Source organism: Psychrobacter sp. T6-4, from assembly GCF_052258425.1.
Lineage (GTDB): Bacteria > Pseudomonadota > Gammaproteobacteria > Pseudomonadales > Moraxellaceae > Psychrobacter.
On sequence record NZ_JBQQEZ010000007.1, the window covers coordinates 16,292 to 30,127 of the forward strand.

The window sequence follows — 13,836 nt, forward strand, 5'->3', positions numbered from 1 at the left end:
TATCCCCGCACAAATCCACAATAACATCATTGTTATCAAAATATCATGTTACGATCAAAGAGAAGAGAGTCTGTCATGTTAATCGGTCAGCATTGTACGGATACGGCGAATGGCTTCACGACTCTCCTCAACGCTGGCAACTAGGGCGATACGCACATAGCCTTGACCTGGGTTAAAGCCATCGGCCTCCCTTGAGAGATAACGTCCTGCAAGCGCGTGAATATTGGCCTGCTCATAAAGCGCTTTGACAAAAGCTTCATCATCACAATCGAACTGCTCAGGCGCTTTTATCCAAAAGTAAAACCCAGCGTCTGGCATACGTAGATCTAGTAGCTCGCCTAACTCTTGCATCCACAAAGCAAATTTTTCTCTATAAAGCGTGCGATTATGCGCCACGTGCTTCTCATCTTGCCAAGCGGCAATCGATGCGAGTTGATGGGCGATAGGCATAGCGCAGCCTTGATAAGTACGATATTGCAGGTAACTTTGTAGGATATCGCCATCGCCTGCGATAAACCCTGAGCGCAGTCCTGGCAAGTTTGAGCGTTTTGATAGGGAGTGAAAGACCACACAGTTTTTGAAATTATCACGTCCAAGAGCGGCGCACGCTTGTAGTAACCCTATGGGTGCCTCATCGAAATATAACTCGCTGTAGCACTCATCGCTTGCGATAATAAAGTCGTGCTGATCTGATAAGCGAATCAGGTATTCCCAATCATCCATAGTCATCACAGAGCCAGTAGGATTATTCGGGTTACAGACGAATAATAGCTGAGTACGCGTCCAGACCTCTTTGGGTACCGAACGGTAGCTGCCCTTAAAGTTGTTAGCAGGGGTACAAGGTACAAAATGCGGCGTGGCCTCTGCAAGTATCGCCGCCCCTTCATAGATTTGATAAAAAGGATTGGGCATGACGACGGTAGGCTCATCGTTATTGCCATCATGGTTGATAACCGCTTGAACGAAACTAAATATCGCTTCACGCGAGCCCATAACGGGTAATACTTGTGAGTTTGGATTGACATGCTGCAAAAAAAACCGCTTTTCTAACCAGTGCGCGATGGTTTGACGCAGCTCAAACATACCGCTCGTCGTCGGATAGCGCGCTAAGGTGTCCAAGTTTTCTTGTAGTACGTCCAGCACAAAGGCGGGCGGTGCGTGTTTTGGCTCACCAATACCTAGCTTGATCTCAGTGTAGTCGAGGGCAGGCGAGCTATTCTCTAGCAAAGTTGCCATTTTTGCAAAGGGGTAGGGATGCAGGTGCGTTAAGTTGTTATTCATAAGATCGCTGGCTATAATAGACAATAAATAATAAAGTTATAAAGAAAAATTACAGTTTAGTAGTGTAGCACTTCTGCTGTTTGATGTCTTTTTCTTCCAATGCTTATTGTCATTATCCCAATACCTAAAGGTTGAATGACTCAAGTTCAAAGATATAAAGTTTATGGTGATTTAGTTTAAGATGACTCAAGGACGTATCCAGTCATTTTGTAGTAAACCGTCTTATAATGAGCAGCTGCACTCTATCATTATAGTTCGCCTTATTACCCATAGCTTATAAATAATAGAACAATAAGGACGCCGCTTTTAGGTGGCTGCCTAATAAGCTTAGGACAATTGATATGACACTCGTTTATGATCCAAAAAAACTCGACAATACCTTTGATACTGATCAAAGCCCTAGAGTCGAACCTCGTCCTATCATTTGTGATCAGTTACGCGCACGTGAACAACAGTGGTGTCATGCACGCAAGCGCATATCTACCCTGCAAGAGCGTCAGATGTTTTGGTACGGCGACAATAGCTCCATAATGTGGTTACTCTGGCAACTGGTCGCTTATGTGGTTGCAGCAATTATACTAATGCTATCGACAAGACTACTTGGTTTTAGCTTGTCTGTATGGGTCTATCCACTGGTATTTGGTTTACAAACGATCCTTTTCTTTGTTCTACTACATAAAAAAGGACGCTTAGCCAACCGTATTCAGACTATTTTGACCAAGACTGAAATGACGTGTAAGCAGGCGTTCAATGAGATGGATGTTTTAGCCAAAGATAGCGTGTTCCCTGATGTTCACGCCAACTCGCCACTATCTTTGAAATGTATTTATGAGCGCTGTGAGGCACAGTTGCATCTTATTACTCTACGCTGCTTACTACAAAAAGAGGTGGAGGCGGGCAGGATGATCATCAAGCAAAAGCGAGTCGACGCTGATGTCTTGCCCATAGACTTGGCTGATGAGAACCTAACTGAGCACGCTAGTGAAATTATATATAAAAGTACTTTATAGGGTATAAGTGCACTTAGATAAACATCGCTTAAATAGACCTAGCAATACAAAATAAAGCCTTGTCAGTGACAAGGCTTTTTTGGTTTATAGATAATACTCTAAAGTATCATTATGGCGAGTATTCAAGCTCTCTATCAGAGCCGCTTTTAGCGAAGCAAGCCTTTCGTTAGATAACCGCTTGTCATCTTGATCACTGATATAAAACATATCTTCTGCGCGCTCGCCTAAAGTGGTGATACGCGCGGCATGCACCTCTATTTTTTGCTCTAAAAACTCTTGTCCCACGCGCGCAAGCAAGCCTGGCTGATCCAAGGTCTGCAAGCTCATAATATGCTGGCTTGAGGCTTCATTAAATTCAAAATCTATAGTCGTTGGCACCTCAAAATGTCGAAGCTGACGCGGCAAGCGTTTATGTGCAAGCTTGGGCATAGTTGGATTTTTGAATGCATTAATCAAGCGCTGCTTAAGCTCTTGCTGACTGTCCTCATCAGCGAGTAGCGTGCCACTGCGATCTAACAACACATAAGAGTCCAGAGCAAAATCTCGCGTTGCAGTAATAATACGCGCATCTAAGACGTCTAGATTCATCTGATCGAACACCGCCATCGTTACTGCAAACAGATTGGCTTGATCTTGGGTATAAACAAAGACCTGCACTGCATCAAGTGCTAATTCGCGGTGCTCACGCAGCACTACTAATGGCGCGCTATCGCTATCTGAGGCGCGTCCAATCGGGGGATGGTTGAGTATCGCCTCGGTGTGCCAAAGAATGTCTTCTGCAATCTCACGCAAAAAATACTCATCGCCCAAATCATCCCATAGGCTGAGTACTTCATCGCGGTTCATATGCTGGTTGTCGACATTATCTAACATCGTCAGTGCTTGCTTGTAAGTGGCATCGATCATATCTTTACGGTTATTTGGCGCATCGATATCCGCGCGCAATATGCGCCGCGTTTGCGAGTACAACTGCTTCATGAGAGTGGCGCGCCAGCTATTCCATAGCTCAGGGTTGGTCGCGTTCATATCAGCGACCGTCAGCACGTATAGATGATTCAGATGCGTGACATTACCGACCAGATTGGCAAAGATGGTGACGACTTCAGGGTCTGAGATATCCTTTTTTTGTGCCGTCATCGACATCAGTAGATGATAGCGAGTTAGCCAGCCAACGAGATTGGCATCTGCCAGACTCATACCGTGCTTGAGGCAAAACTCAACGGATTCAGTCTCCCCCAATTGACTGTGATTGCCGCCACGACCTTTGGCGATATCATGGAACATCGCGGCTAATACCAAGATCTCTTTACGCTCAATCCGTTGATAAATAGCACTGACCAGCGGAAAGTCTTGATTGTAGGCAGGATCGGTAAAACGGTGCAAAATACGAATCAAAAATAGCGTATGCGCATCAACCGTATAACGGTGAAATAGATCATATTGCATAAGACCTGTTACTTGACCAAAGGCGGGAATATAATTACCTAAAATGCCGTAACGGTTCATAATGCGCAGGCGATGGAACAGATAGTTTTGCTCCTTTAGATTCGCCAAAAACAGCGCCTGATGATCAATGTTATCACGGTAAGTTTCATCAATACCGCGCGCCGCAATCTTAAGCGCTCTTAAGGTACGAGTGCGTACAGTTTTGATGCCGTGTTGTCCCATGAGCAAAAACATCTCAAGAATCGTCTCAGGGTGCTGGGCAAAAACACGATGATGCGCCATCGCGATCTGATCGCCAATCTGATTGAAATGAGCATTTAGAGGACGCTTGCGCGGACGCTCTTCATCAGAAAGCTCAGGCTCGATAATGGTCTCAAAATAGTGGTTGGTAAGCATCTCAGAGAGCGTTGATATCTGCATGGCGCAGCGATAATAATCCCGCATAAAGCGCTCGACGGCGGCGTTAGGCTCATCACTTGGCTGCATCTCATAGCCCATGCGCTGTGCAATATCACGCTGATAATCAAATAATAGCTTGTTCTCGTTGCGCCCCGTTAGCTCATGTAAATGATGGCGTATCTGCCATAAAAAGTCCTCGGCAAAATTTAGCTCATCGAACTCTTTTTCGGTCAAAAAGTTCTGCTGTACTAGATCATAAAGCTTACCAACCCGAAAATAGCGCTTAGTTACCCAGCCGACGATGTGGATATCACGCAAGCCGCCCGGTGCGGTTTTGATATTGGGTTCAAGGTTGTATTCGGTAGCATTGTGACGCAGATAGCGCGATTTGGCCTCACCTATCTTTGCCTCAAAAAAAGCACGCTGAGACCACTGCTCATTGACCACGCGTTTGGGTATGGCTTTGAGATCATCATTACCGATTAATAGTCTTGCCTCTAATAAAGCAGTAGCAATCGTGTGATCTGTTGCGGCCTCAAAGCATTCATACGTAGTGCGCACCGAGAGCGCAGGTTCAAGACCGACATCCCAAAGTAGTGCCACCAAGCGATCTATACGACTACTGACGTCTTTGCTGATCTCTTTGGGTGCTAGTAGTAAAATATCGATATCTGAGTATAGGGATAGCTCGCCGCGACCGTAACCCCCCGTGGCAAAGAGCGCAAGGTCGGTTTTGTCCAGCTCAAACCATAAGAATAAGGCTCTGAGCAACTCATCAATCGCACAGGCGCGAGCGATGACCAGTTGGCGTATGTCAATACCGCGTACAACGCCGCTACTGATGTCCTCGTTGATTTGTGCAAGCCACTCAGGAATGCCCAGTAACGACTTTCTGCTTGGGTCGCTTACGACCAATAAAGGCGTATCGGTAGTCATATCAGGCGGCTGTAAGGCGGGCAGTGGAGTAATGTAGACAGCCGCGACATCGCAATTAAACATAAGGGTATCCCGTTTGATCTTTGGGTTAAACTTGTTGGGGTGCAAGATAATTATAGAGGTAAATAATAAATAAAAACGCACTTTAAAACCAAAAAAAAGACCGCCTAAGCGGTCTATTCTTTATTACTGCGTCAAAAAGCTCAAATCTTCTTCAGGTCGAGTCGTAAAGACCTCACAGCCATTATCGGTCACGACCATGGTATGCTCCCACTGTGCTGAGAGTTTACGATCTTTAGTAATCGCCGTCCACTCATCAGGTAGTATCTTAGTCTGCCAAGTGCCTTGGTTAATCATCGGCTCAATGGTAAAGGTCATACCCGTTTTGAGCTCAAAGCCTGTGCCCTTTTTGCCGTAGTGCATCACCTGCGGCTCATGATGAAAGGTATCGCTAATACCATGACCACAGAACTCGCGTACGATACTAAAACGCTCAGGCTCGACCACTTCTTGAATGGCCGCGCCGACATCACCCAGACGCGCGCCGTCTTTGACAACGCTCATACCAGCGTACAGCGCTTTTTGAGCGACATCGCAAATGCGCTTAGCCATGATAGAGCCTTTGCCGACGATCCACATCTTTGAGGTATCGCCATAATAGCCGTCTTTTATGACCGTGACATCGATATTGATAATATCGCCGTCTTTAAGCAGCTTACTATCGGTAGGAATACCATGACAGACCACATGATTGACTGAGGTACAGATTGATTTAGGAAAGCCGTTGTAATTGAGCGGAGCTGGAATAGCGCCTTGCTCATTGACAATGTAATCGTGAGCGATTTGATTGAGCGCTTCGGTACTGATACCGACTCTGACGTGCTCATCGAGCATGACGAGGACGTCGCTGGCAAGCTTACCGGCAACACGCATTTTTTCTATCGCTTCAGGAGACTGAATAAGTGATTTTTTAGTTATCATAATTATGCTTATCGTTAGGGGGTTGAAGTATGCTAATTATACCATGAATGGATTATTTGCGGTTTTGCCAAAATCATATAAGGGTTTGTCTGCTAAAAGTCTTTACCGATTATATGTTTAGCTTTGACTGTAAGGTCACGCAAAAATAATGAATAGTTAAAATAATAAGCCTATTGTTACTAAATAGTTACTATTACTAAATATAAGTACTCTGTAAATTGAGCATGCAATGGATTTGCACTAATTTCAATGGTATCGGCCCTACTCAATATAAGTGAGTAATGCTCATACCTTGTCATTCATTATTTATCGACAGCAAGTTATTTATCGACAACAAGGATGTAGTCATGACGTCAACCACGCAAAAAATCAAGCACTCCTTTCAAGCTATTATCACGCCGCGCAAAATTGTACCCGTACTTGGTGGCCTAGGTACTGGCCTACTCATGATGACCCTGTCATCAACCTCGGTACAAGCTGCGACTTACTATACTTGTTCAGCACCTAGCGGCTGTCAGTTGGCAGGCGCTAGGTTATTTACCTCAAGCTATACCGATACCAAGAGCCCTGTGGTGTTAGCTCACGGTCTTGGCGGTTTTAATAAATTATTTGGGGCGTTAGATTACTTTTATGGTATTCCGCAGACATTAATGCGCGGCGGCACCGATGTATATGCAACCAAAACCTCAGCGGCTAATAATAGTGAAGTACGCGGCGAGCAGCTGCTTCAGCAGGTCAAGCTTATCTCCGCCATCTCAGGCAAACCAAAAGTCAATCTGATAGGCCATAGCCAAGGCGGTATCGATATTCGTTACGTGGCTGGCGTGGCACCAGAGTACGTGTCATCAGTGACCGCCGTGGCGAGCCCAGAACAAGGCTCAAAGACCGCTGACGCTATTATGTCGCAGCTCTCAGAGGATAGCGTAGTCACAGAAGCTGCTGCTGGACTCTTTAAGCTATTAGGCATAGCAACTGATATTGGCTCAGGCGTAAGTGTTACTGAACTGCAAGAACAAGACGCCTGGAACGCTTTGGTCGCTTTGTCTACTGAGGGCGCCGCTAAATTCAACGCCAAATTCCCAGCCGCTATGCCAACACGCTACTGTGGTCAGCCAACGAGCACGCAAATCAATGGTATCAATTACTACTCGTTCAGCGGCAAAGGTCAACTGACCAATCTCACTGATGTCACTGATCCTATTTTGCTAGCAACTAGTGTCCCCTTTGGCGCGGATCAAAATGATGGCTTAGTATCGGTCTGCTCAAGCCGATTGGGTTACGTCATTCGTGATGACTATAGAATGAATCACTTAGATTCAGCCAATCAGCTATTGGGCCTAGTATCATGGCGCGAGACCAATCCTGCGACTATCTATCGCAGTCAGGTCAATCGTCTCAAAAAAGCAAACCTATAATAGCTAGCCAAAAGGCATTTCATTCAAAATATTTTGGTTAGAGCTTAATCAATACTTATCAACATTGGTTCGTATAACAAGATAACGCTACTATGTCACACGATCGTCGCCCTTATTTATTACTTGTCGTCATCGGTCTTGTCATCGCAGCGCTGATTGCTGTTGTTCTATGGTTTAAACCGACATCAAGTGACAGACAAAGCGAAAATATGCAAACGACAACAACCGATAGTGAGATATTAAACGACTCCTCAAGCGCTGTTGTCGCAGAGAATGTAGCTGATAACGGCAATACTCGGTTTGTTACAGGACTTGAGAATCTACCGCGCTCACTACAAGGCACGGACGTCGATGGCGAAATAATCATCGATGAAAATCGTCAGCTAGTGGTGACCGAAGGGCTGCGCCGACTGTTTGATTATTTTTTATCAGCGCTAGGAGAGGAGGATGAGGCGACCATACATGCCCGCGTTGAGAGCTATATTCGTAGTGTAACCCCTGAACCTGCGGCGTCTCAAGCTATCGGGCTATACCATCAGTATGTCGCTTATCTCAAAGCCATCCCTGAGATTCAAAAACGCTATGGCACGCTGCAATTGCAGGCCACCCAAAATGGCGAGCTCGATCTAAACATGGTCATGCAGCAAAAACAAGACGTCGCTCGTTTGCGTCAGCAATACTTTGATGACCAGACTATACAAGCGTTTTTTGGGAGTGAAGATGAGTATGATGACTATAATATTGAGATGATGAGAATTGAGCAAAACTCGCAACTGAGTACAGCGCAAAAGCAAGCGGCGCAAGAGGATTACGTTAGCCGGCTACCTGATGGCGCGATCAAAACCAATATCGAACAGCAAGTCAATATGGCAAAGCTAATGCAGCGCAGCAAGCAGATGAAAGCGCGCGGCGCCACGCCTGAGGAGCTATATAACATGCGCCGTGAGCTCGTTGGCGCACCTGCGGCGACAAGGCTTGCCAAGCTTGATGCCGAGGATGCTGACTTTGATCAGCGCTTTACCCAGTATCAAGTGCAAAAACAGCAACTATTAACGCAAAATCCAGATAACGTACAAACTCAAATCAATCAACTCGAGCAGCAACTCTTTAGCGAGACTGAACGTAAACGCTTAACGGGTTATGCCGCTCTTAAACAGGAGACCTCTCAATAACATTAAATAACTTTTAGTCAGATAAAAGACAGTTGTGATTGAGACTTAGATAAGTTACGGTTGCTAATGGAAATACAAGCTCGTTACTTTTATGCATCTTGCATGAAGTTAAAGTAGCAGCCTCGTATTTTGATATAAGAGTAGCTTTAGTTTAACATTCAACAACGACTTTTATATGAGTACCCATAAACCAACTTATAACAACATTTAGGGAGCTTCAATGAAAAACCTGACCAAAGCACTAATGACCGGTATCGTAATGATGACTATGTTAGCAGGTTGCCAGTCGATGATGGCACAGCCAACCGACCAGCCTGATATTACAGGTACAGATGTCATCTAATTATCAGTAATACTTGTTTAACGACCTCACAAACTAGTGGGGTTTTTTTATGCCTGAATTTAAAGCGAGCAGTTAGCAGCTATTAGCTCATCTGACAAGCCTTATTAGCAAAACACATATAACAAAGTACAAAGTAGGGGCGCGTCGTATACAGGATAGCTCATGACAGACATGGTTTAGTCAGGCACAATAGCTAGATTGTTTAGCACTACAAGTTAAGCACTACAAATAAGACAATAATTAAATACTACTGATATTTAGGAGATATTATGAAAACCATGACTAAAATCTTGATGACAAGTACACTTGCAGTTGGCGTTTTAGCAGGGTGTCAGACGACGCCTACCGTCAACGCTCCTACGGCGCAGCCTGTAACGACTAGCGCTTTGCAAGCTTACAACTGGCAGCTCGTTGACGCCAAACGTGCCAACGGCGAGCAGATATCTCAGCTATTTTATAACCCTGCCAAACCTTTAACACTGAACTTCTTTGAGGCTGAGGGTACCAATCGCGTTACCTTTATGAATACCTGTAATAATATGGGCGCTGAATATAGAGTCGTTAACAGTAACGTTGAGTTTGGTAATATGATGAGCACGCTTATGCAATGTCCTGAGCCACAAGCCAGCTTTGATACTGCGACGATGGCTACTGTACAAGGCAAATATGATATTAATAAAAATGCCAATAACGTGCCTATTTTGACTATTCGTAACAACAATCAAGTCGCTTATTTTAAAGCGGTTGCTAAATAGTTAGCGACAATAGATGACTCATAAAGCTACTTTATAATGATGCCTCACGCTATAGTGGGGCATTTTTTTTGCAACAATTGCGTTACACTAGAGTAACTCACAGCCCTCTACTGGATTGCAGTTATGCCAAAAGCTTTCTCTTTTAATAGTCAGGTACTATTTGCGCTACTGACTATCACCCTTGTTAGCGGTTGCCAAACCCTTTCTGCCCCAAAAACAACTATCGATACCAGCATCAGCAGTCCACTGACCGCCGCTATGCCTATAATCGATCGCACAGGCCGTATCGCTTATGTCGAGGAGCAAGGCGCGAGCGCAAGTAAGATATCGACGCTTTATACTATCCGTCCTGATGGCAGCGATCGAAAGCTTATTGAGCAGCTTAATGGCTATATCTACGCGCCCGCATGGTCAACCGATGGTCAGCTGCTGGCCTACAGTAAGCAAGCTATGCGCGAGCCGCCCAAGATTTATATCTATGATCTAAGTCGTCAAACGCGCAATCTTATCGTCAATAGTAATGGCAGCAATCTATCCGCCTCCTTCTCACCTGATAGTAAAAAAATGCTTTATAGCTCAACGGTCGGCGGCAACGCTGATATCTATGAGCTGTCGTTAATTGATGGTAGTACGCGTCAACTGACTACCCTAAAGAGTACAGAAGTGCAGCCAAGCTATGCTCCAGACGGCGCAAGCTTCGTTTATGTCAGTGACAAAGTCCGAGCAGGGCGTCCGCGTATCTATCGTTATGATTTTGCTAGTAGTAGCGCCTCTCCTATAGCGACTGGCGGCTATGCGGCAAGCCCGCAGCTGAGCGGTGATGGTCAACGCATGGCGTATCTCAATGGGCGCAAAGCGGCAGTCATGATCTTGGCGACAGGGCAGGTGATCGATCTCGCTGAAACGGGACTTGATGAGCCGGCGCGCCTGTCTCCCTCTGGGCAGTACGCTGTTTATCCAACTCGAAGTAGTTTAGTGATTGCCTCATTGACGGGCGGCAATAGTTATACGATTAGCAGTCAAGCAGATACGGTTGTGCGCGCGCCCGTTTGGGGTCGCCAGTGAACATGCATAAGCGCTCATTTATCGGTCATAAATTTTCTCTAGAGACTGATTTTTGCCTATATAATAACTAACAAAGAAACATAAGTTGAGCCCGATTGCTCAAGCCTGATAGGCTTTTTTGCACAGGTTGGGTTTGGCGGAATCAATGACTAACAGTCAAGTGGTACATAAGTAGAGATCCATTGAGCAAGTGCAAAACGTAGGAGCACCACATGCAAGACGCTTTTTTGTTATTCATCACCAAGATCAGTTTGTATCCGACGCTTGTCTTTACCGGTCTAGTCATGTTTGTCACCTTGTATTGGATCGTCTCTTTGCTCGGCATGGTGGATATGGATAGCGTAGATGTTGGTGATAGCGCCGATATCTCTGATGTGTCATCGGCAGGGTTTTTTTCAGGATTGCTACTCAAATTTGGGTTATACGGCGTGCCGCTCATTATTATTTTAACGCTAATTAGCCTCATCGGTTGGCTGCTTAGCTACGTCTATACCAGCTTACTACATGATTATATTAGCTCAGGTATTTTGTATTGGGTGTTTGGTACAGGCGCTTTATTATTGGTACTCGTCGTATCTATGTGGCTGACAGGCCTGATCATCGCCCCTATTCGCAAAAACATCGCCAAAATTCCCAAGCGCAACGCTATTAGCAATATCGGAAAAACAGCCATCGTGCGCACGCTTAGCGTCACAGACAAGCACGGCGAGGCGCAATTAAGTGATGGCGGCGCCGGACTCATACTCAAGATTCGCCCTGATAGCAGTGAGCAAGAGTATTCGCTTAAACAAGGCGATAAAGTCGTGTTGGTTGAGTATTTAGCAGAAGCCAATACCTACCGAGTAGAACGCGTTAAAGATTAGAAGTTACTGATAATCGCCATTTATAGTGGCATAGCTTGTTTTAATTATAGGAAAAAATATGGACATACTCATTATCGTCGGCGTGGTTGTGGTGCTGGCATTTGTTTTCGTTATGGCAGCGCTGCTCATGCTCAAAGCCTTTTATTTTAAGGTTGAGCAGGGCAAGGCGCTTATTATTAACGGCGTGAATAAAATCGCCGTGCGTTTTGATGGTGGCTTTGTTTGGCCTATTATCAATAAAAAAGAGTTGATGCGAATCTCATTAATCACTCTAGAGGTGGATCGCCGCGGTAAAGAGGGACTGATTTGCGCGGACAATATGCGTGCTGATATCACCGTGGCGTTTTATTTGCGAGTCAACGAGACCGAAGAGGACGTACTTAAAGTTGCCAAATCGGTTGGTGTTGAGCGCGCCTCAGACAAAGTGGCGGTCAATGAGCTATTTAATGCTAAGTTCTCAGAAGCGCTCAAAACGGTCGGTAAGCAAATTGATTTCGTTAAGCTGTTTGAAAATCGTAGCGAGTTTCGTGACAGTATCGTGCAAGAGATCGGCAACGATCTTAACGGTTATGTCCTAGAAGATGTGGCGATTGATTACTTAGAGCAAACGCCAAAAGCCTCGCTTGACTCCAGCAATATCTTGGACGCTGAGGGTATCAAAAAGATCACGCAGCTGACGGCGACGCAAAACATCATTACCAACGAGCTTGAACGTGACGAAGAGCTGGCGGTGAAAAAGAAAAACGTCGAAACCGTTGAGGCGATGCTTGAGCTTGAGCGTCAACAAGCGGACGCCGAAGCCAAGCAAAATCGTGAAATCTCTTCAGTGATTGCTCGCGAGACGGCTGAAACGCGCAAAATTGAAGAAGAAGAGCGCAAAAAGTCTGAAACTGCGGTCATCATGGTGGAGCAAGACTTAGCGGTACAACGTGAAAACCAGCAACGTGAAATCGAAGTCGCTGAGCAAAACCGAATGCGTGCGGTGATCATTGAGCAAGAAAAAGTCACCCGCGCTCAAGACTTAGAGATTGTCTCGCGCGAGCGTGAAGTGGATCTGCAGCGTATTGAAGCTGAAAAAGCGATTGAGCTTGAGAAAAAAGAAATCGCTAACGTCATCCGTGAGCGTATCGTTGTCGATAAGTCAGTGGCGCAAGAAGAAGAGCGCATTAAAGAAGTCCGCGAAATCAGTGAAGCGGATCGTGATAAGCAAACCCGCGTCCTCGCCGCTGAAGCGGACGCCGAAGAGATCAAAGTCCGTCAAGTCAAAAAGGCCGAAGCCGAAGAGCTATCTGCTAAGCACAAAGCGGTTGAAATCATGACCCTTGCTAATGCCAATCTAGAAGCCTCAGCCAAAGACGCCGAAGCTAAAGTCAAAATGGCAGAAGGCATCAAGGCTGAAGAGTCAGCGCATGGTTTCGCCGAGGCGGCTATTCAAGAAGCCAAAGCAGGCTCCTTAGAAAAAGAAGGTCTCGCCAAAGCCAATATCATCAGAGCCACAGGGCAAGCTGAAGCGCAATCAGAGCGCGAAAAAGGCATGGCAAATGCTGAGGTCATCGCCGCACGTGGTGAGTCCAATGCCAAGTCTGATCGTGATATCGGAATGGCGGACGCCGCCGTTATTGCGGCTCGCGGTGAATCCAATGCTAAAGCCGAGCGTGAAGTGGGTCTGGCAAAAGCCGAAGTCACTCGCGCGCACTTCCAAGCTGAGGCCGATGGTCTGGTCGAGAAGTTCAATGCCATGGGTAGCATGAGTAAGGAAGCACGCGAGCACGAAGAGTTCCGCATGAGCCTTGAGACCGCATTGCAAGAAGCGATGGCGTCTATCGACGCGGGTAAAGAGATTGCCAAAGAAAATGCTGAAGTACTGGCAGTGGCGCTCCAAAAAGCCAAAATCGATATTGTCGGTGGCGAGGAGCACTTCTTTGATAACTTCGCCAAGTCACTCTCTATCGGTAAAGCCATCGATGGTCTCGCTGGCAAGTCCGATACGCTCAGCGGTATCATCAATGGGGTGATGGCCAATCAGGTTATGAATAAGGTTAATAAGTCAAATGATGAGTCTGTTAAACATAACGACTAATTATTAATAAATTCAATATAGTGTTGGTTTCTCTGATTTAGCGTAGGGTGGGTTAGTTTTGCCAAGCTCTCGTAGAGAGTGAGGACTAAA

11 protein-coding genes are annotated in these 13,836 nt (G+C 45.8%); 8 read left to right on the forward strand and 3 right to left on the reverse strand.

Annotated features, from left to right (window positions below):
* Positions 1-78 precede the first annotated feature (78 nt).
* Positions 79-1,281: a succinyldiaminopimelate transaminase gene (gene dapC, locus ACTXGE_RS06295; protein ID WP_435950309.1), complete on the reverse strand. Its 1,203-nt coding sequence runs from the start codon at positions 1,279-1,281 to the stop codon at positions 79-81.
* A gap of 341 nt (positions 1,282-1,622) precedes the next feature.
* On the opposite strand from dapC, the gene ACTXGE_RS06300 reads away from it, so the two are divergent.
* Positions 1,623-2,291 (forward strand): hypothetical protein, encoded by a 669-nt coding sequence (locus ACTXGE_RS06300; protein WP_435950310.1) that lies wholly within the window; start codon positions 1,623-1,625, stop codon positions 2,289-2,291.
* 84 nt (positions 2,292-2,375) lie between these two features.
* Here ACTXGE_RS06300 and glnD read toward each other — a convergent pair whose 3' ends face one another.
* Both glnD and map read right to left on the reverse strand, forming a co-directional pair.
* Positions 2,376-5,135, reverse strand: a complete 2,760-nt coding sequence (gene glnD, locus ACTXGE_RS06305; protein ID WP_443542632.1) for a [protein-PII] uridylyltransferase — start codon at positions 5,133-5,135, stop codon at positions 2,376-2,378.
* A gap of 123 nt (positions 5,136-5,258) precedes the next feature.
* On the reverse strand, positions 5,259-6,053 hold the full coding sequence (map, locus tag ACTXGE_RS06310; RefSeq protein WP_435950312.1) for a type I methionyl aminopeptidase: 795 nt from the start codon (positions 6,051-6,053) through the stop codon (positions 5,259-5,261).
* Positions 6,054-6,400: 347 nt separating this feature from the next.
* Between map and ACTXGE_RS06315 the strand changes: the two genes are divergently transcribed.
* From ACTXGE_RS06315 to ACTXGE_RS06345, 7 genes are all read left to right on the forward strand, one after another.
* Positions 6,401-7,468 (forward strand): esterase/lipase family protein, encoded by a 1,068-nt coding sequence (locus ACTXGE_RS06315; RefSeq protein WP_443542630.1) that lies wholly within the window; start codon positions 6,401-6,403, stop codon positions 7,466-7,468.
* 92 nt (positions 7,469-7,560) lie between these two features.
* The gene (locus ACTXGE_RS06320) at positions 7,561-8,640 is read left to right on the forward strand and encodes a lipase secretion chaperone (RefSeq protein ID WP_443542628.1); all 1,080 of its coding nucleotides are present in this window, start codon (positions 7,561-7,563) and stop codon (positions 8,638-8,640) included.
* A gap of 220 nt (positions 8,641-8,860) precedes the next feature.
* Positions 8,861-8,983: a hypothetical protein gene (locus tag ACTXGE_RS06325; protein WP_317200813.1), complete on the forward strand. Its 123-nt coding sequence runs from the start codon at positions 8,861-8,863 to the stop codon at positions 8,981-8,983.
* A 269-nt stretch (positions 8,984-9,252) separates the two neighbouring features.
* Positions 9,253-9,738 (forward strand): META domain-containing protein, encoded by a 486-nt coding sequence (locus ACTXGE_RS06330; RefSeq protein ID WP_435950315.1) that lies wholly within the window; start codon positions 9,253-9,255, stop codon positions 9,736-9,738.
* Between the two features lie 123 nt (positions 9,739-9,861).
* Positions 9,862-10,803: a Xaa-Pro aminopeptidase gene (locus ACTXGE_RS06335; RefSeq protein WP_443542626.1), complete on the forward strand. Its 942-nt coding sequence runs from the start codon at positions 9,862-9,864 to the stop codon at positions 10,801-10,803.
* A 212-nt stretch (positions 10,804-11,015) separates the two neighbouring features.
* Positions 11,016-11,666, forward strand: a complete 651-nt coding sequence (locus tag ACTXGE_RS06340; protein WP_443542625.1) for a hypothetical protein — start codon at positions 11,016-11,018, stop codon at positions 11,664-11,666.
* A 58-nt stretch (positions 11,667-11,724) separates the two neighbouring features.
* Positions 11,725-13,746, forward strand: a complete 2,022-nt coding sequence (locus ACTXGE_RS06345) for a flotillin family protein (protein WP_443542623.1) — start codon at positions 11,725-11,727, stop codon at positions 13,744-13,746.
* Positions 13,747-13,836 lie beyond the last annotated feature (90 nt).

Bases quoted from the DNA above. Each gene is read 5' to 3' on its own strand.
- dapC (WP_435950309.1), bottom strand. From the start codon at position 1,281: ATGAATAACAACTTAACGCACCTGCATCCCTACCCCTTTGCAAAAATG.
- ACTXGE_RS06300 (WP_435950310.1), top strand. From the start codon at position 1,623: ATGACACTCGTTTATGATCCAAAAAAACTCGACAATACCTTTGATACT.
- glnD (WP_443542632.1), bottom strand. From the start codon at position 5,135: ATGTTTAATTGCGATGTCGCGGCTGTCTACATTACTCCACTGCCCGCC.
- map (WP_435950312.1), bottom strand. From the start codon at position 6,053: ATGATAACTAAAAAATCACTTATTCAGTCTCCTGAAGCGATAGAAAAA.
- ACTXGE_RS06315 (WP_443542630.1), top strand. From the start codon at position 6,401: ATGACGTCAACCACGCAAAAAATCAAGCACTCCTTTCAAGCTATTATC.
- ACTXGE_RS06320 (WP_443542628.1), top strand. From the start codon at position 7,561: ATGTCACACGATCGTCGCCCTTATTTATTACTTGTCGTCATCGGTCTT.
- ACTXGE_RS06325 (WP_317200813.1), top strand. From the start codon at position 8,861: ATGAAAAACCTGACCAAAGCACTAATGACCGGTATCGTAATGATGACT.
- ACTXGE_RS06330 (WP_435950315.1), top strand. From the start codon at position 9,253: ATGAAAACCATGACTAAAATCTTGATGACAAGTACACTTGCAGTTGGC.
- ACTXGE_RS06335 (WP_443542626.1), top strand. From the start codon at position 9,862: ATGCCAAAAGCTTTCTCTTTTAATAGTCAGGTACTATTTGCGCTACTG.
- ACTXGE_RS06340 (WP_443542625.1), top strand. From the start codon at position 11,016: ATGCAAGACGCTTTTTTGTTATTCATCACCAAGATCAGTTTGTATCCG.
- ACTXGE_RS06345 (WP_443542623.1), top strand. From the start codon at position 11,725: ATGGACATACTCATTATCGTCGGCGTGGTTGTGGTGCTGGCATTTGTT.